Annotated in this window: 15 protein-coding genes, 1 tRNA gene and 1 pseudogene; 5 read left to right on the top strand and 12 right to left on the bottom strand. The window is 71.6% G+C overall.

Going from position 1 to position 17,033, the window contains the following annotated elements; translation table 11 throughout:
* Positions 1-56 precede the first annotated feature (56 nt).
* From BUS84_RS26930 to BUS84_RS26920, 3 genes and pseudogenes are all read right to left on the bottom strand, one after another.
* Complete coding sequence (locus BUS84_RS26930; RefSeq protein ID WP_244298745.1) at positions 57-626, bottom strand: 2'-5' RNA ligase family protein; 570 nt, start codon at positions 624-626, stop codon at positions 57-59.
* Between the two features lie 25 nt (positions 627-651).
* Positions 652-1,677, bottom strand: coding sequence for a tryptophan--tRNA ligase (trpS, locus tag BUS84_RS26925; protein ID WP_074316652.1), 1,026 nt, complete (start codon positions 1,675-1,677; stop codon positions 652-654).
* Positions 1,678-1,852: 175 nt separating this feature from the next.
* Positions 1,853-2,857 (bottom strand): annotated as a pseudogene (locus tag BUS84_RS26920) (hemolysin family protein); the annotation flags it as partial.
* 248 nt (positions 2,858-3,105) lie between these two features.
* On the opposite strand from BUS84_RS26920, the gene galE reads away from it, so the two are divergent.
* Together galE and galK are read left to right on the top strand one after the other, a co-directional pair.
* A complete protein-coding gene (galE, locus tag BUS84_RS26915) occupies positions 3,106-4,035 on the top strand; it encodes a UDP-glucose 4-epimerase GalE (RefSeq protein ID WP_244298904.1) in 930 nt (309 codons plus the stop codon).
* On the top strand, positions 4,032-5,201 hold the full coding sequence (gene galK / locus BUS84_RS26910; protein ID WP_074316648.1) for a galactokinase: 1,170 nt from the start codon (positions 4,032-4,034) through the stop codon (positions 5,199-5,201). The genes galE and galK overlap by 4 nt, the downstream gene beginning before the upstream one ends.
* Positions 5,202-5,322: 121 nt before the next feature.
* On the opposite strand, the gene BUS84_RS26905 is transcribed toward galK, so the two are convergent.
* The 9 genes from BUS84_RS26905 to BUS84_RS26865 form a co-directional block, all read right to left on the bottom strand.
* Entirely contained in the window at positions 5,323-6,618 is a 1,296-nt protein-coding gene (locus BUS84_RS26905) for a sulfate adenylyltransferase subunit 1 (RefSeq protein WP_074316646.1), read from the bottom strand.
* Complete coding sequence (gene cysD, locus BUS84_RS26900; protein ID WP_074316644.1) at positions 6,618-7,529, bottom strand: sulfate adenylyltransferase subunit CysD; 912 nt, start codon at positions 7,527-7,529, stop codon at positions 6,618-6,620. The genes BUS84_RS26905 and cysD overlap by 1 nt, the downstream gene beginning before the upstream one ends.
* 73 nt (positions 7,530-7,602) lie before the next feature.
* Positions 7,603-8,433, bottom strand: a complete 831-nt coding sequence (locus BUS84_RS26895) for an inositol monophosphatase family protein (protein ID WP_074316642.1) — start codon at positions 8,431-8,433, stop codon at positions 7,603-7,605.
* A gap of 137 nt (positions 8,434-8,570) precedes the next feature.
* Positions 8,571-9,161, bottom strand: coding sequence for an aminoacyl-tRNA hydrolase (gene pth, locus BUS84_RS26890; RefSeq protein ID WP_074316641.1), 591 nt, complete (start codon positions 9,159-9,161; stop codon positions 8,571-8,573).
* Positions 9,162-9,255: 94 nt separating this feature from the next.
* On the bottom strand, positions 9,256-9,954 hold the full coding sequence (locus BUS84_RS26885; RefSeq protein WP_074316639.1) for a 50S ribosomal protein L25/general stress protein Ctc: 699 nt from the start codon (positions 9,952-9,954) through the stop codon (positions 9,256-9,258).
* A gap of 319 nt (positions 9,955-10,273) precedes the next feature.
* Entirely contained in the window at positions 10,274-11,254 is a 981-nt protein-coding gene (locus tag BUS84_RS26880) for a ribose-phosphate diphosphokinase (protein WP_074316637.1), read from the bottom strand.
* Positions 11,255-11,311: 57 nt separating this feature from the next.
* Positions 11,312-12,850: a bifunctional UDP-N-acetylglucosamine diphosphorylase/glucosamine-1-phosphate N-acetyltransferase GlmU gene (gene glmU / locus BUS84_RS26875; protein WP_143728524.1), complete on the bottom strand. Its 1,539-nt coding sequence runs from the start codon at positions 12,848-12,850 to the stop codon at positions 11,312-11,314.
* 105 nt (positions 12,851-12,955) lie between these two features.
* Positions 12,956-13,027, bottom strand: a tRNA-Gln gene (locus tag BUS84_RS26870).
* Between the two features lie 148 nt (positions 13,028-13,175).
* Positions 13,176-13,934 (bottom strand): SDR family NAD(P)-dependent oxidoreductase, encoded by a 759-nt coding sequence (locus BUS84_RS26865; RefSeq protein ID WP_074316634.1) that lies wholly within the window; start codon positions 13,932-13,934, stop codon positions 13,176-13,178.
* Between the two features lie 160 nt (positions 13,935-14,094).
* Between BUS84_RS26865 and BUS84_RS26860 the strand changes: the two genes are divergently transcribed.
* The 3 genes from BUS84_RS26860 to BUS84_RS26850 all read left to right on the top strand — a co-directional run bounded on the left by BUS84_RS26860 (position 14,095) and on the right by BUS84_RS26850 (position 17,031).
* Positions 14,095-14,994, top strand: coding sequence for an AraC family transcriptional regulator (locus BUS84_RS26860; protein WP_074316632.1), 900 nt, complete (start codon positions 14,095-14,097; stop codon positions 14,992-14,994).
* Positions 14,995-15,160: 166 nt separating this feature from the next.
* The gene (locus BUS84_RS26855; RefSeq protein WP_074316630.1) at positions 15,161-16,126 is read left to right on the top strand and encodes an acyl-CoA desaturase; all 966 of its coding nucleotides are present in this window, start codon (positions 15,161-15,163) and stop codon (positions 16,124-16,126) included.
* Positions 16,127-16,350: 224 nt separating this feature from the next.
* A complete protein-coding gene (locus BUS84_RS26850) occupies positions 16,351-17,031 on the top strand; it encodes a TetR/AcrR family transcriptional regulator (RefSeq protein ID WP_074319142.1) in 681 nt (226 codons plus the stop codon).
* The last annotated feature ends 2 nt before the right edge of the window (positions 17,032-17,033 follow it).

Here is a 17,033-nt window from a genome sequence, read left to right as displayed (position 1 = left end):
GCCGCCGTGGTGGCAACCGGCTCGCCGTGCTCGCCGGGCGGCGCGTCGCCGTCCGGTCAGCCGCCGAGGCGGAAGTCCCGACGCGGCTGCCACCGGGCCTGCCCGCTGTGCGAGAACAGGGTGAACGCGTCGACCTCGAACATCGCGGAGAAGTCGGCCAGATCCTCGTACGCCTTGTCCAGCGCCTCGGGTGCCACGTCCTGCGCCACGGTGACGTGCGGATGGTACGGGAACCGGGTCTGGCGGTGCAGGCCCGGCGTCGCGGCGATGGCGGAGGCGAGCAGTTCGCACTCGCTGATCCCGGCGGCCACCGCCACGAACACCACCTGGGTCACCGGGCGGAACGTGCCGGTGCCCCGCAGGTGCAGCGTGAACGGCAGGTGCGCGGCGGCGACGCTGGCGAGGTGCCGCTCGACGGTCGGCAGGTTGGCGGTCGGGATCTCGGTGGGCCCGAGCAGCGTCACGTGCGCGGGTACGGCCAGCGGGTCACCGGCCTCGACCCGCCGCCGGGTGAGCTGGGCCCCCCACGGCTCCGGGATGTCCACCGCGATGCCGATCTGGATGGTGTCACCGGTCGGCGGCACCCCACCACTGCGATCCACGCTCCGCGCCGCCCCTTCGGCCACCGACCCGCCCACCTGTCCCGTGGCGCTATTCGCCGCGCACCGGCGGGAAGAACCCGACCCGCTCGTACGCGGACCGCAGGGTCGCCCCGGCCACCGCCCGGGCCTTCTCCGCGCCGGCGGCGAGCAGCTTGTCCAGCTGCGCCGGGTCGTCGAGGTAGGTGCTGGTGCGCTGCTGGATCGGGCGGACGAACTCCGCCACCACCTCGGCCAGGTCCTTCTTCAGGTCGCCGTAGCCGCGACCGGCGTACGCGGCCACCAGCTCGTCGATGTCGCGGCCGCTGAGCGCCGAGTGGATGGTCAGCAGGTTGGACACGCCCGGCTTGGTCTCGGCGTCGAAGACGATCTCCCGGCCGGTGTCGGTCACCGCCGACCGGATCTTCTTCGCCGACCGGGCCGGGTCCTCCAGCAGGTCGATGATCCCGGCCGGCGAGGACGACGACTTGGACATCTTCGCGGTCGGGTCCTGCAGGTCGGTGATCTTCGCGGTGTCCTTGACGATGTGCGGCGCGGGCACGGTGAACGTCGGGCCGAACAGCGAGTTGAACCGCTGGGCCAGGTCCCGGGAGAGTTCCAGGTGCTGGCGCTGGTCCTCGCCGACCGGCACCGCGTTGGCCTGGTACAGCAGGATGTCGGCGGCCTGCAGGATCGGGTAGGTGAACAAGCCGACGCTGGCCCGCTCGTTGCCCTGCTTCTGCGACTTGTCCTTGAACTGGGTCATCCGGCTGGCCTCGCCGAAGCCGGTGATGCAGCCGAGCACCCAGGCCAGCTGCGGGTGCTCGGGCACCTGCGACTGCACGAACAGGGTGCTGCGCTCCGGGTCCAGACCGACCGCGAAGAGCTGGGCGGCGGCCACCCGGGTCCGCTGGCGCAGCAGTGCCGGGTCGTGCCCCGCGGTGATGGCGTGCAGGTCCACCACGCAGTAGAACGCGTCGTGGGTCTCCTGCAGAGCCACCCAGTGCCGCACCGCGCCGAGGTAGTTGCCGAGGTGGAACGAGTCGGCCGTCGGCTGGATGCCGGAAAAGACGCGGGGGCGGGCGGGAACGTCGGACATGCCGATAATTCTGTCAGCAAGCAACGGGGTCCGTCATGACGGGCCGGCGGGTCGGCCCCGGCCCGCCGGTGTCGAGGCCGTTGACCTCGCGCGCTTCCCTCGCGCCGACCCGGCGCGCGGGCGCGACATCGGCCTCGCGCGGCTGCCCCGCCACGACCTCCCACGCCTGCTCCGCCCCCGCGTCCCGCGTCGACCCGGTGCCGGACTCACGGCGTTGCTCCGGCACCCGCAGGGCGGAGACGGCGAGCCGGGCCACCCGGCGTCCGTCGAGTGCCAGCACCCGCAGCAGCCAACCACCCGGTGGATCGGCCGGGTCGGGTCCGCCCGCTTCGGCCGGCTCAGCGGGTACGGGGACCTCGTCGCCGGTGACCGGCAGTCGGCCCAGCGCGGCCATCACGAACCCGCCGACCGTCTCGTACGGCCCGGCGGGCAGCGCCACCCCCGTCCGCTCGGCGAAGTCGGCGAGGTTGAGCCGGCCGTCCACCACGGCGGGCAGGCCGGCGTGCACCGGGTCCGGCGCGACGTCGTACTCGTCGTGGATCTCGCCGATCAGCTCCTCGATCAGGTCTTCCAGGGTGACGATCCCGGCGGTGCCGCCGTACTCGTCGACCACCACCGCGAGGTGCTGGCCCTCCCGGCGCATCTCGGTCAGCGCGGGCAGCACCCGCTTGCTGCCGGGCAGCCGCTTCACCTCCCGGATGAGCTCGCCGACGGTGGCGCACGCGTCGGTGTCCGGACGCAGCAGCACGTCGCGGAGGTGCACGAAGCCGACGACGTCGTCGTGGGTGCCGTCGGTGACCGGGTAGCGGGTGTGCGTCTCGGCGCGGACCAGCCGGGCGGCCTCGGCGATGGTCAGCCGCGCGGGCAGGAAGACCACCTCGGTGCGGGGCATCATCACCTCGCGGACCAGGCTGGCGCCGGCCACCAGTACCTCGTCGATGATCCGCCGCTCATCCGGGTCGAGCAGCGTGTTCGCCGCGACCAGGTCCCGCAGTTCGGCCTCGGAGATGCGCTCCCGGCCGGCCGCCGGGCCGGTCCCCAGCAGGTCGGTGACGAGACGGGTGGCGCCGTCGGCGGCGCGGACCACCACCCGGGCGACGGCCCGGGCGAGCGGGCCAGGGTCGCGACGGGGCCTTCCTCGCGCGCCTCGCCGGAGCCCGGTACGGGCCGCTTCCCGCATGACAGAGATGGTAGACATCGGCGGCCCGCCGCACCGGGGTTCGCTCGGACCGGACGGAATGTTCGGCTCTGTTTAATCGTGAGAGATTATGATGGAATAGGGATGGCGGCGTGATCGGTCGAGGCACACCACGCGCCGCCGTAGGGTGATTCACCGAGGCCACGTCCCGGGCGGGCCAGGCAGGAGGCAACGACGTGAAACTGCTCGTCACCGGGGGCGCCGGCTTCATCGGCAGCGTGGTGACCCGGATGCTGCTCGACGCGGGTCACGAGGTGGTGGTCCTGGACGATCTGCGCACCGGCCACCGCGAGGCGCTCGCTCCGGACGCGACCCACGTCGGGGCGTCCATCCACGACGCCGCGCGGATCGTCACCCCCGACGCCGGCTTCGACGGGGTGCTGCACTTCGCCGCGCTGATCGCCGCCGGCGAGTCGATGGTCAAGCCGGAGCTGTACTGGCAGACCAACACGGTCGGCACGTTAGCCCTGATCGACGCGGTCCGGGCCGCCGGGGTGCCGCGGATGGTCTTCTCCTCCACCGCCGCCGTCTACGGCAACCCCACCGAGCTGCCCATCCCGGAGACCGCGGTCAAGGCGCCCACCAACACGTACGGCGCCACCAAGCTCGCCGTCGACATGGCGCTCACCTCCGAGACGATCGCCCACGGGCTGGCCGCCGTGTCGCTGCGCTACTTCAACGTGGCCGGCGCGCACCTCGCCGGTGACGTCGCGCTCGGCGAGCGGCACGACCCGGAGACGCACCTGATCCCGATCGCGTTGGAGGTCGCCGCCGGCCGGCGGGGGAAGCTCCAGCTCTTCGGCGACGACTACCCCACCGTGGACGGCACCTGCGTCCGCGACTACATCCACGTCGCCGACCTGGCCCGGGCCCACCTGCTGGCGCTGGACGCGGCGACCGCGGGCCAGCACCGGATCTACAACCTGGGCAACGGCAACGGCTTCACCAACCGGCAGGTGGTCGACGTCGTCCGCGAGGTCACCGGGCACGCACTGCCGGTCGAGGTGGCGCCGCGCCGCGAGGGCGACCCGGCCGAGCTGGTCGCCTCCTCCACACTGGCCCGTGACGAGCTCGGTTGGGTGCCGCAGAAGCCGACCCTGCACGACATGGTCGGGGACGCCTGGGCCTTCTACCGCACGCACGTCCTGGAGCAGTCATGATCCAGCCGACCGGTGACGTCGCCGAGCGGGCCGCCGCCGGCTTCATCGCGCAGTACGGCGACCCGGCCGCCGGCCGCTGGGCGGCTCCCGGGCGAGTCAATCTGATCGGCGAGCACACCGACTACAACGACGGGTTCGTGCTGCCCTTCGCGCTGCCACTGCGGACCGTCGTCGCCGCCGACCGGCAGGACGGCGAGCGGTGGACGGTCTGGTCCGAGCTCTCCGACGAGACGATCACCTTCGGGGCGGAGGACGTCGCCGAGCCGGGCCGGGTCACCGGCTGGGGCGCGTACGTGGCCGGTGTGGTCTGGGCGCTGCGCGAGGCCGGTCACCCGGTGCCCGGCGCCCGGCTGGCGATCACCTCGGACGTGCCACTGGGCTCCGGTCTCTCCTCCTCGGCCGCGCTGGAGTCGGCCGTGCTCGCCGCGCTGCTCGACCTCGGAGTGCTGGCGCTGCCCGCCGAGCGGCAGCCCCGGCTGGCGCAGCGGGCGGAGAACGTCTACGTCGGCGCGCCGACCGGGATCATGGACCAGTCCGCCGTGATCCGCTGCCGCGCCGGGCACGCCCTGTTCCTCGACTGCCGTGACGAGTCCGTCGAGCACATCCCGTTCGACCTGGACGCCGCCGGGCTGGCCGTGCTGGTCATCGACAGCCGGGCTCCGCACCGGCACGCCGACGGGGAGTACGCCGCCCGCCGCCGGTCCTGCGAGGCGGCGGCCAAGTCGCTCGGCGTCCCCGCGCTGCGCGACGTGGCCGTCGACCAGCTCGACGCCGCGCTCGCCCGGCTCGACGACGAGGAGACCCGGCGGCGGGTCCGGCACGTGGTCACCGAGGACCAGCGGGTGCTGGACACGGTGGCGCTGCTACGCGCCGGCCGGGTCCGGGACATCGGCCCGCTGCTCACCGCCTCGCACGTCTCGATGCGCGACGACTTCGAGATCACCGTGCCCGAGATCGACACCGCGGTCGAGGCGGCGCTGGCCGCCGGCGCGCTGGGCGCCCGGATGACCGGCGGCGGCTTCGGCGGGTGCGTCCTCGCCCTCGTGAACACGGATCGGGCCGACGGGGTCGCCGCCGCCGTGACCGCCGCCTACGCCGAGCGTGGCTTCACCGCGCCGGGCACCCTCACGGTCCTCCCCGCCCCCGGCGCCACCCGCCTCGACTGACCCCACCCCACACCTACCAGGGGTAGAGATCGTGCTCGTTCATGGAAGTAGTGGCCTCGCCGAGGGGCGAGGCCACTACTTCATGGATCGAGCGTGATGTTGCCGGGAACCGGAGCCCTGGTCAGCTGGCTTCGACGATCATGCCGGCGCCGACGGTGCGGTTGGTGGCCTCGTCGATGATGACGAAACCACCGGTGGTCCGGTTACGCCGGTACTCGTCCGCCAGCAACGGGACCGTGGTGCGCAGCCGCACGCGGCCGATCTCGTTGAGCCGCAGCGCGTCGGCCGACTCGTCGCGGTGCAGCGAGTTGACGTCCAGCCGGTAGTGCAGCCCGCGCACGATCGCCCGCGCCGACCGGGTGGTGTGCTTGATGGCGTACCGGCCGCCGACCTGCAACGGGCGGGTCTCGTCCATCCAGCAGACCATCGCCTCGATGTCCTGGGCCACCGCCGGCGCGTTGTTCGGCCGGCAGATCAGGTCACCCCGGGAGATGTCGATCTCGTCGGCCAGCCGTACCGTGACCGACATCGGTGGGAACGCCTCCGCGACCGGCCCGTCGGCGGTCTCCACCGCGGCGATCCGGCTGGTGAAGCCGGACGGCAGCACCATCACCTCGTCGCCCGGCTTCAGCACGCCGGAGGCGACCTGGCCGGCGTAGCCGCGATAGTCGGTGACCGTGGTGGACTGCGGCCGGATCACGTACTGCACCGGGAACCGGACGTCGACCAGGTTGCGGTCGCTGGCGATGTGCACCCGCTCCAGGTGGTGCAGCAACGACGGGCCCTCGTACCACGACATGTTCTCCGACCTGGTGACGATGTTGTCGCCACGCAGCGCGGAGATGGGCACCACGGTCAGGTCCGGCACGTCGAGCTTCGCGGCGAACGCGGTGAACTCGTCGGCGATCCGCTCGTAGACCTCCTGCGACCAGTCCACCAGGTCCATCTTGTTGACGCAGAGGACCAGGTGCGGGACCCGCAGCAGGGAGCAGAGGAACGCGTGCCGGCGGGACTGCTCGACCAGGCCCTTGCGCGCGTCCACCAGGATCAGCGCCAGGTCGGCGGTGGACGCCCCGGTGACCATGTTGCGGGTGTACTGGATGTGCCCGGGGGTGTCGGCGATGATGAACTTGCGCCGCGGCGTGGCGAAGTACCGGTACGCCACGTCGATGGTGATGCCCTGCTCCCGCTCGGCGCGCAGGCCGTCGGTGAGCAGCGCCAGGTTGGTGTACTCGTCCCCGCGGGCCGCGCTGACCGCCTCCACCGCGGCGAGCTGGTCGGTGAAGAGCGACTTGGTGTCGTAGAGCAACCGGCCGATCAGGGTCGACTTGCCGTCGTCCACGCTGCCGGCGGTGGCGAACCGCAGCAGGTCCATCGGCCGGGCTTCGGGAACCGGGGCCACGATCTCGGTGGTCATCAGAAGTAGCCCTCCCGCTTGCGGTCCTCCATGGCGGCCTCGCTGACCCGGTCGTCACCACGGGTGGCGCCGCGCTCGGTGATCCGGGTGGCCGCCACCTCCTCGATGACCTTCTCCACGGTGTCCGCGTCCGAGCGGACCGCCGCGGTGCACGAGGCGTCGCCCACGGTGCGGTAGCGCACCTGCGCCTTGAAGCGCTCCTCACCCGCCCGGGGACGGAAGAACTCGTTGACCGCGTAGAACATCCCGTCCCGCTCGATCACCTCACGCTCGTGCGCGTAGTAGATCGACGGCAGCGGGATCCGCTCCCGGGCGATGTAGTGCCACACGTCCAGCTCGGTCCAGTTGGACAGTGGGAAGACCCGGATCGACTCGCCCGGGTGGTGCCGGCCGTTGTACAGCGACCACAGCTCGGGCCGCTGGTTCTTCGGGTCCCACTGACCGAACTCGTCGCGGAAGCTGAACACCCGCTCCTTGGCCCGGGCCTTCTCCTCGTCCCGACGGGCACCACCGAACAGCGCGTCGAAGCGGTGCTTCTCCACCGCTTCCAGCAGCACCGGCGTCTGGATCCGGTTGCGCATCCCGTCGCCGGACTCCCGGACCAGTCCGCTGGCCAGCGCCTCCGGCACGCTCGCCACGACGAGTTGCAACCCCAGCTCGGCGACCCGCTGGTCGCGGTATTCCAGGACCTCGGGGAAGTTGTGCCCGGTGTCCACATGCATGACCGGGAAGGGGATGTTGGCCGGGGCGAACGCCTTCTGCGCCAGCCGCAGCATGACGATCGAGTCCTTGCCGCCGGAGAAGAGCAGCACCGGGCGCTCCATCTCGGCGACCACCTCGCGCATCACGAAGACGCTCTCCGCCTCCAGCGCGTCCAGATGGGAGACCCGGTAAGCCGCGGGGGTGGTCATGACACCGGCTCGATTCGCTCGCTCATCCGATTTCCAGACCTTTCCGGTCGGGCATGTCAAGAAGTGCCTCAGGCTACCCGGAATGCCTCTGCAGCGCTGCAAGCAACCGGCTGGCGAGATCCCTGCGGCAGACCAGCAGGTCGGGCAGGCGCGGATCCGCCTCGTTGTATCTCAGCGCAGAACCGTCGATACGGGAAGCGTGCAGTCCGGTGGCCGTCGCCACAGCCACCGGCGCCGCCGAATCCCACTCGTACTGCCCGCCGGCGTGAATGTAGGCATCCACCTCACCGGTGATCACCGCGGCGATCTTCGCCCCGGCCGAACCCATCGGCACCAGTTTCGCCCCCACGTCCTCGGCCAGATCGGTGAGGAACACCGGCGGCCGGCTCCGGCTCGCCGCCAACCGGATCACCCGCGCGCCGGCCGTCGCGGCCTCCACCGTCATCGGCGGGTACGCCGGCGGGTAGTCCGTGCCCAGCACCCGGTGCTGCGCCGGCAGTCCCACCGCGCCGGCGACGAGCCCGTGCGGACTCGGCGCGCTGCGGGCCCAGAGCGCCACGTGCACCGCCCAGTCCGAGCGGCCCTCCTCGGCGTACTCCCGGGTGCCGTCCAACGGATCGATGATCCACACCCGGTCCGCGGCCAACCGGGACACCGCCTCGGCGTTCACCTCCGCCGCCCAGGCCAGCCGCGACCCCTCGTCCTCCTCGGAGAGCACCGCGTCGCCCGGCCGCCACTTCGCCAGCTCCGTGCGGATCAGGTCGTGCGACACCTTGTCCCCGGCCGACTTCAGCGCGCCGGTGTCCGCGAAACCCAGCTCCGCCCGCAGGTCGAGCAGCGCCTGACCGGCCCGGGCCGCCAACCACCGGGCGAACGCGCCATCGATCATCGGAGGACTGCTCATTGCCCGCTCCCGTCGCCTCGCCGCGATCCCTGCCCACCCGGATCGCTACGCCGCGACCCGCGTCGCCGGTCGCGGCACGCCGAAAGGCGCAGACTACCGGCCGGCCAACCCCGATCCGGTACGCCCCGCCCAGTCCCTCAACCGCCGTGGTAGAGGTTCTGGGTCGGCTCCACACCCTTGGCGATCACCGACTCCACCACGTCGGCAGCCCGGTCCACCAGGAAATCCAGCTCCTTGCGCTCCGCCGCGCCGAAATCCGACAGCACGTAGTCCGCCGGGTCCTGCCGCCCCGGCGGCCGGCCCACGCCGAACCGCACCCGGATGTACTCCTTGGTGCCCAGCGACTTCGACATCGAGCGCAGGCCGTTGTGCCCACCCTCGCCGCCACCGCACTTGACCCGCACCTGGCCGTACCCGATGTCCAGCTCGTCGTGCAGTGCGATCACCTGCGCCGGCGGCACCTTGTAGAACTGCGCCAGCGCCGCCACCGGCCCGCCGGACAGATTCATGTACGTCAGCGGCTTCGCCAGCACCAGCTTCGGCCCGCCGAAGCCCAGTCGCCCCTCGGCCACCTCGGCGACCGCCCGCTTGTGCCGACCGAACCGCGCGCCGACCCGCCCGGCCAGCAGGTCGGCCACCATGAACCCGACGTTGTGCCGGTTCCCGGCGTACTCCCGACCCGGGTTTCCCAGGCCGACCACCAGCCACGGCCCCGCCTCGTCCGTCACGACCCGCCCCTCCCGACGTCCGTCCCACCGACTCCCGATACGACGACAGGCGCCCCCGAACGCTCGGGGACGCCTGCCGCACAGTACGAACCGATCAGGCCTCGGTGCGCGCCTCGGTGTTCTCCCCGCCCTCGGCGGTCGGGGCGGCGTCCGCACCCTCGGAGCCCTCGGTGACCTCGCCGACCTCGGCCTCGGCCTCCTCGGTGGCCGCCTCGACCTCGGGCAGCGTCGCCTCGAGCTGCTCGGCGGTCGGCGCGGCGGTCACCGCGGCGACCGTCAGCTCCGGGTCGACGGCCAGCTCGACACCGGCCGGCAGCTGCACGTCACCGGCAGTCACCTGGGAGCCCGCCTCCAGGCCCTCGATCGACGCCTCGAGGTGGTCCGGCACCTTGGTGGCGTCGGCGGTCACCGAGAGGCTGTCGTGGTCGTGCACGATCAGGGTGTCCCGCGCGGCCTCGCCGGTCAGCTGGATCGGGACGTCGACGGTCACCTGCTCGCCCCGGCGGACCAGGATGAGGTCCACGTGCTCGAAGGTGTCGCGGATCGGGTCACGCTGGATCGCCTTCGGCAGCGCCAGCACCTGGGTGCCGTCGGTGATGTCGATCGCGAAGAGCTGGTTGGCGCCACCCTTGCGGATCGCCGCGGCGAACTCCCGGGACGGCAGCGCGATGTGCTTGGGCTTCTCGCCGTGGCCGTACAGCACGGCGGGCACCTTGCCGGCCCGGCGGGTACGACGGGCACCACCCTTGCCGAACTCGGTACGGGGCTCGGCGCTGATCTTTACCTCGGACACGGGGAAACTCCTGATGCTTTCGCTACGGCGGCTTGTCGTCTTGCGGTGCTGGGGCGAGGGGCTCGCTGGGGCTCATGCGTCATGAACGACTGCCCGGAGCACCGCGTCGATGACGGTGCCTCCGTGCGGCGCTATTCAGCGGCCCGCCGGGCACCCTCGCCGTGGCAACCGCACCAGTCTACCCGAGCGGATTCCGAGGTTTCCGGCAGTCCCCAGGTCCCCGCTCCCACCGGCGCGCCGGCCGCGCGCCCGACGCCGGTCGGGCGCGTTCCCGCCGGCGTCACAGCCGGCGGGAACGGGCCTCACCGCAGCGCGACGCTCAGCTCAACCCACCGAACAGGGTGGTCACCGAACCATCGTCGAAGACCTCGCGGATCGCCCGCGCCAGCAGCGGCGCGATCGACAGCACGGTCAGCTTGTCCAACTGCTTCTCCGGCGGCAACGGCAGCGTGTTGGTCACCACGATCTCGCTGATCGGGCTGTTCTTCAGCCGCTCGGTCGCCGGGTCGGACAGCAACGCGTGGGTCGAGGCCACCACGATCTCCGCCGCGCCCGACTCCTTGAGGATGTCCGCCGCCCTGGCGATCGTGCCACCGGTGTCGATCATGTCGTCGACGATCAGGCAGACCCGACCCTCGACGTCGCCGACCACCCGGTTCGCCACGACCTGGTTCGGCTTCATCGGGTCACGGGTCTTGTGGATGAACGCCAGCGGGCAGCCGCCCAGCCGGTCGGTCCACCGCTCGGCCACCCGCACCCGGCCCGAATCCGGCGCCACCACGGTCATCGGCCGGCCCGCGTACTTGTGCTCCACGTACTCGGCGAGGATGTCCATCGCGAAGAGGTGGTCCACCGGACCGTCGAAGAAGCCCTGGATCTGCGCGGTGTGCAGGTCGACGGTGAGGATCCGGTTCGCGCCGGCCGTCTTCAGCAGGTCCGCCACCAGTCGGGCCGAGATCGGCTCCCGGCCGCGGTGCTTCTTGTCCTGCCGCGCGTACGGGTAGAACGGCAGCACCACGGTGATCCGCTTGGCCGACCCCCGCTTCAGCGCGTCCACCATGATCAGGGTCTCCATGACCCAGGTGTTCACCCCGTGCGTCACGGACTGCACCACGAAGGCGTCCGAACCACGCACCGAGTCCTTGAACCGTACGAAGATCTCGCCGTTGGCGAACTCGTACGCGTCGGCCGGCGTCGGCGCGACGCCGAGCACCTCGCCGATCTCCTTGGCCAGCTCCGGAAAACCACGTCCGGAGAAGAGCATCAGGCTTTTGCGGTTTTCGGCGACGATGCTGCCCATGGGCCCGTCTGCTCCCGTTTGTCGGTGGTACCCGGCCCGGTGGTGGTGGGTCGGGGACTATTCGTTTGCAGTATCTCCCGTGCCGGAGGTGCCGCCCACCGTCTCGGCCTGCTCGTGCATTGCCTCACTGTCGCTTGCGGCGCCGGCCACGCCCGACGCATCCTCGGCACCCCGCAGCGCACGCTCGGCAGCCGCCGCGGAGACCGTCCCGGGGCGCTTGCGTGCCACCCAGCCCTCGACGTTGCGTTGCGGCGCGCGGGTCACCCCGAGCGCGCCCGGCGGCACGTCCTGGCCGATCGCGCTGCCCGCCGCCACGTACGCACCGGCGCCCACCTCGACCGGCGCGATCAGGCTCGTGTCGCAGCCGATGAACGCACCCTCGCCGACGATCGTCCGGTTCTTGTTCACCCCGTCGTAGTTCACGAAGATCGTCGCGGCGCCGATGTTCGCCTTCGCGCCGATCGTCGCGTCACCCACGTACGACAGGTGGGGCACCTTCGCACCCGGGCCCACCTCGGAGTTCTTCACCTCGACGAACGTGCCGACCTTGGCCTTCTCCGCCAACCGCGCGTCCGGGCGCAGGTACGCGTACGGCCCGACGCTGGCCCCCGGCCCGACCTCGGCGCCCACCGCGTGGCTGCGCAGCACGGTCGCGCCCACGCCGACCACCGTGTCGATCAACGTCACGTCCGGGCCGACCACGGCGCCGGTGCCCACCACCGTGCCGCCGCGCAGCTGGGTGTTCTGGTCGATCACCGCGTCGCGGTCCAGGGCCACCGTCACGTCGATCCAGGTGGTCGCCGGGTCCAGCAGGCTCACGCCGGTGCGCATCCACGCCTCGTTGACCCGGTCGCGCAGCAGCCGGCGCAGCGTCGCCAGCTCCACCCGGTCGTTGCAGCCCAACGTCTCGACGTGGTCGACGGCCACGTGCACCGCGACCGGCTCGCCGGCCGAGCGGAGCAGGCCGAAGACGTCGGTCAGGTACTCCTCACCCTGGTCGTTGTCGGTGGAGAGCTTGCCCAGCGCGGCGCGCAGCCGCACCGCGTCGAACGCGTAGATGCCGGCGTTGATCTCCCGGATCGCGCGCTGCGTCGCGTCGGCGTCGCGCTCCTCGACGATCTGCTCCAACCGGCCGTCGGCGTCCCGGACGATCCGCCCGAGCCCGGTGGGGTCGGGCACCTCGGCGGCCAGCACGGTGGCCGCGGCGGCGGCCTCCTCGTGCGCGGCCACCAGCGCGCCGACCGTCTCCGGCCGCAGCAGCGGCACGTCCCCGTTGATCACCACGACGGTGCCGGCGCCCTCCGGCACGGCGTCCAGCGCGATGCGGACGGCGTGCCCGGTGCCGAGCTGCTCGGCCTGGAGCACCGGCGTGGCGTCCGGGGCGACCTCGGTCAGGTGCCCCCGGACCTGGTCGGCGCCGTGCCCCACCACCACCACGGTGCGGTCCGCGGCCAGCGGCGCGGCAGCGCTCAGCACGTGACCGAGCAGGGTCCGGCCGAGCAGGGGGTGCAGCACCTTGGGCAGTGTCGACTTCATCCGCTTGCCCTCACCGGCGGCGAGCACGACGACGGTACGAAGGTGGGGCTGGGGCACGATGTGGCTCCCGTCGGGACGGCGGACACTCTCGCGGTCATGCTAACCGCGGCGCTCCGAACGTCTCCGCCTTACCCCGCTGGAACCTAAACCAGACTTAGGGGGCAGCTCGGCCGCCAGGGTTCGAACCTGAAATACGGGTACCAAAGACCCGGGTGTTGCCAATTACACCACGGCCGATCAGCGACGCAAGCGCGTCACATCCGGGGATGGGGATCCCGCCGCTACACCTTAGCGCCCCGGCCGCCGGACGCCAGCGCTCATTCCGCCATGCCTGAACGGACGGCCCCCGCCCGCGCGGGCCGTCCGAAGGTCAGGGACGGAACGACTAGAGGTTGTACCCGCCGGCTACCTCGATGTTCTGTGCGGTGATCCAGCGACCCTCCTCGCCGAGCAGCATGGCGATCACCATGCCGATGTCGTCCGGCTCACCCACGCGACCGAGGGCGGTCTTCGCGGCAAGGAGCGGGATCACCTCGGGGAACCGCTCGAAGGCGTTGTCGGCGAGCCGGGTCCGGGTGGAGCCCGGTGCGACGGAGTTCACACGGATGCCGCGGTCGCTGAACTCCTTGGCCATGTACCGGGTCAGCACGATGAGGCCGCCCTTCATGGAGGCGTACGCGGAGTAACCGGACTCCAGCCCGGAGGCCATCGCCGCGTTGCTCGTGGTGTTGACGATCGCGCCGCCGTCGGCCAGCAGCGGCAGCAGGGCCTGAGTCAGGAAGAACGGCCCCTTGAGCAGCACCCGCATGAGCGTGTCGAACAGTTCCTCGGAGGTGTCCTCGAACATCGCCATCTGCGCGAGCCCGGCGTTGTTGACCAGGGAGTCGAAGGTGTCCCGGTGCCAGGTGTCCCCCAGCGCCGCGACGACCGACTCGCGGAAGGCCGGGAAGGTCTCGCTCCGCCCGACGTCCAGCGGCAACGCGACGGCCGTGCCGCCCTCCTTCTCGATGGTCGCCACGGTCTCGAGCGCTCCGGGCTGATTGTTGCCGTAGGTCAGGATCACCCCGGATCCACGCTTGGCGAGCTGAATGGCTGCGCTCTGCCCGATGCCCGAGCTGGCGCCGGTGACGATTGCGACCCGCATGATTGGCCTACCTGTTCATTCGTGGAGCGACCACTCGCCCCCGGGGAATCTGACTACCTCATAGAAACAGCCTGACCAGGGGTGACGATAGACATATACTCTCCAACCCTTGCCTGATCCTCTCCTTGCTGCAACTCATGCCGGGTGCTTCAATCGAACCGTGCACCTCGACGAATTGCGCGCCCTGCTCGCCCGCCACGCGCGGCCGGACGGCACCACCGCCATCGACGGCGTGCTGATCTCGAAGGTCGAGCGACCGAACGTGCCGTCAGCGTCGATGTCCGGCACGGTCCTGGCGCTCATCGCGCAGGGCGCGAAACGGCTCGCGCTGGGCGACCGCGTCTACGAGTACCGCGCCGGGCAGTACCTCGTCGCATCGGTCGACCTCCCGGTGACCGGCCACTTCACCGACGCCAGCCCCGACACCCCCGCGCTCGGGTTCGGGCTCACCCTCCAGCCGGCCGCCATCGCCGAGCTGCTGCTGCAGGCCGCCGTCGACCTCCCTCGCAGCGGCGGCGCGCTCCCCGGCATCGCCGTCAGCGACGCCCCCGAGGAGTTGGTCGACGCCGTGGTGCGGCTGCTGCGCCTCCTCGACCGGCCGCGCGACCTGCCGGTGCTCGCCCCCCTAACCATCCGGGAGATCCTCTGGCGCCTGGTCACCGGCGAACAGGGCGCCATCGTCCGCCAACTCGGCCTCGCCGACAGCAGCCTCGCCCACGTCGCCCGGGCGGTCCGCTGGATCCGCAGCCACTACCGGCAGGCCTTCCGGGTGGAGGACGTGGCCCAGTTGTCGGGCATGAGCGTCTCCGCCTTCTACCGCCACTTCCAGGCCGTAACCGCGATGAGTCCGATCCAGTTCCAGAAGCAGATCCGACTCCAGGAGGCCCGACTGCTGCTCGCCGCCCACCCCACCGACGTGACGGGTGTCGGCCAGCGGGTGGGCTATGAGAGCCCCTCGCAGTTCAGCCGGGAGTACCGCCGCCAGTTCGGCGCACCGCCGAGCCTCGATGCCGCCCGGCTGCACAGCGCGACCCGCAGCGCCGCGCCGACCCTGCCCTGACGGGTCGACCGCGCCACCGAGCGCAGCCCTGATCAAGGCTCTGACCTGCGTCTCAGCAGGACGACGCGAGGGCTTTCGGCAACTTCCCCGTGCGATCTACGGTGCCGTAAGTTACGGTGACGTAGGCGTAGCTTCGTGATCGTTCCGTCCCCCTCTGCGAGGTGCCATGTCCACCGCTCTGCTCGAACCCAACACCGCCGGGCCCGGCCCCAAACCCCTCACCGACGGCAGCCAGTCCCCCGGAATCCTGGTCGCCCTCTGGGCCTTCGTCGTGATCCCCTTCGTCGCCCTGCTGGTCGCCGTGCCGGTGGCCTGGGGCGGCTGGCTGGGCTGGACCGACATCGTCATCGGCCTGGTCTGGTACGTGGTCTCCGGGCTCGGCATCACGGTCGGCTTCCACCGCTACTTCACGCACGGCTCGTTCAAGGCCAAGCGGTGGCTGCGGGTGACGTTGGCGGTCGCGGGTTCGCTGGCCGTGCAGGGCGAGATCATCCAGTGGGTGGCCGACCACCGGAGGCACCACGCCTTCTCCGACCTGGAGGGCGACCCGCACTCCCCGTGGCGCTTCGGCACCAGCCTGTGGGCACTGACCCGGGGCCTGTTCCACGCGCACGTTGGCTGGTTGTTCCGGCGCGAACTGTCCAACCGCGAGCGGTTCGCCCCCGACCTGCTCGCCGACCGTGACATCCGCCGGGTGGACCGGCTCTTCCCGATGCTGGTGGCCATCTCACTGCTCGGCCCGGCGCTGATCGGCGGCCTGGTGACCTGGTCCTGGCAGGGCGCGCTGACCGCGTTCTTCTGGGCCGGGCTGGTCCGGATCGGCCTGCTGCACCACGTCACCTGGGCGATCAACTCGGTCTGCCACGTCTACGGCGAGCGTCCGTTCGCCATGCGCCAGGGCGACCGGGCGTCGAACTTCTGGCCGCTGGCGATCCTGTCGTTCGGCGAGAGCTGGCACAACCTGCACCACGCCGACCCGACCAGCGCCCGACACGGCGTGCTGCGTGGTCAGGTGGACATCTCCGCCCGGGTGATCTGGCTGTTCGAAAAGGTCGGCGCGGCGTCGCAGGTGCGCTGGCCAAAGCCCGAGCGCCTCGCGGCCAAGCTCGTGAAGCCGGTCGCACCCCGCTAAAAGCGGGCGGTGTCCCGGGAGGCCGCCTGGCAGGATGGCCGGGTGACCGAGCGACGCGGGAGGACCGGACGGCTCGGCGGACGGGGGGCCGGGCCCGATCCGGGTACGGTCGGACGGCGCGGCTGGGCGGTCGGACCGCCCGCCAGTGAGGCGACGACGTGAACGGGCACAGCGGAGGCACCATCCCACGGCAGGGCGTCACCGAGCGCCAGCGAGGCGGCGACATGCCTGAGCTCACCGATGGAGCGGGAGGTCGGCGTGCGGCGCCGGCTCCACCGCCCAAACCCACCTCCCGGGTCCGCATGTCGGCGGCCCAGCGGCGGGAGCAGTTGATCGCGATCGGCCGACAGCTCTTCGCCGAGCGCGGTTTCGACGCCACCTCCATCGAGGAGGTGGCGGCCCGCGCCAAGGTCTCCAAGCCGGTGGTGTACGAGCACTTCGGCGGCAAGGAGGGGCTCTACGCGGTGGTGGTGGACCGGGAGGTCCGGGCGCTGCTGGACCGGATCACCACGGCGTTGACCGCCGGGCACCCGCGGGAGTTGCTCGAGCAGGCGGCGTTGGCCCTGCTGGGCTACATCGAGGAGGAGACCAGCGGGTTCCGGGTGCTGGTCCGCGAGTCGCCGGTGATGTCCGCGACGGGCAACTTCGTCAGCGTGATGAACGACGTGGCGCACCAGGTCGAGCACATCCTGGGCGCGGAGTTCAAGAGCCGCGGGTACGACCCGAAACTGGCCGAGCTGTACTCGCAGTCGTTGGTGGGCATGGTGGCGCTGACCGGCCGCTGGTGGCTGGAGGTGCGCAAGCCGCGCAAGGAGACGGTGGCGGCCCACCTGGTCAACCTGGCGTGGAACGGGTTGTCCCATCTGGAGGCGAAGCCGACACTGATCACCGCCCGCCGCCGCTGACC

Source organism: Micromonospora cremea, from assembly GCF_900143515.1.
Classification (GTDB): domain Bacteria; phylum Actinomycetota; class Actinomycetes; order Mycobacteriales; family Micromonosporaceae; genus Micromonospora; species Micromonospora cremea.
This window is presented reverse-complemented; position numbering and strand designations above follow the sequence as displayed.

Coding starts and splice junctions, on each gene's coding strand:
- BUS84_RS26855 (WP_074316630.1), top strand. CDS start 15,161: ATGTCCACCGCTCTGCTCGAACCCAACACCGCCGGGCCCGGCCCCAAA.
- trpS (WP_074316652.1), bottom strand. CDS start 1,677: ATGTCCGACGTTCCCGCCCGCCCCCGCGTCTTTTCCGGCATCCAGCCG.
- BUS84_RS26880 (WP_074316637.1), bottom strand. CDS start 11,254: ATGGGCAGCATCGTCGCCGAAAACCGCAAAAGCCTGATGCTCTTCTCC.
- galK (WP_074316648.1), top strand. CDS start 4,032: ATGATCCAGCCGACCGGTGACGTCGCCGAGCGGGCCGCCGCCGGCTTC.
- BUS84_RS26850 (WP_074319142.1), top strand. CDS start 16,351: ATGCCTGAGCTCACCGATGGAGCGGGAGGTCGGCGTGCGGCGCCGGCT.
- BUS84_RS26905 (WP_074316646.1), bottom strand. CDS start 6,618: ATGACCACCGAGATCGTGGCCCCGGTTCCCGAAGCCCGGCCGATGGAC.
- BUS84_RS26865 (WP_074316634.1), bottom strand. CDS start 13,934: ATGCGGGTCGCAATCGTCACCGGCGCCAGCTCGGGCATCGGGCAGAGC.
- BUS84_RS26895 (WP_074316642.1), bottom strand. CDS start 8,433: ATGAGCAGTCCTCCGATGATCGATGGCGCGTTCGCCCGGTGGTTGGCG.
- cysD (WP_074316644.1), bottom strand. CDS start 7,529: ATGACCACCCCCGCGGCTTACCGGGTCTCCCATCTGGACGCGCTGGAG.
- galE (WP_244298904.1), top strand. CDS start 3,106: ATGCTGCTCGACGCGGGTCACGAGGTGGTGGTCCTGGACGATCTGCGC.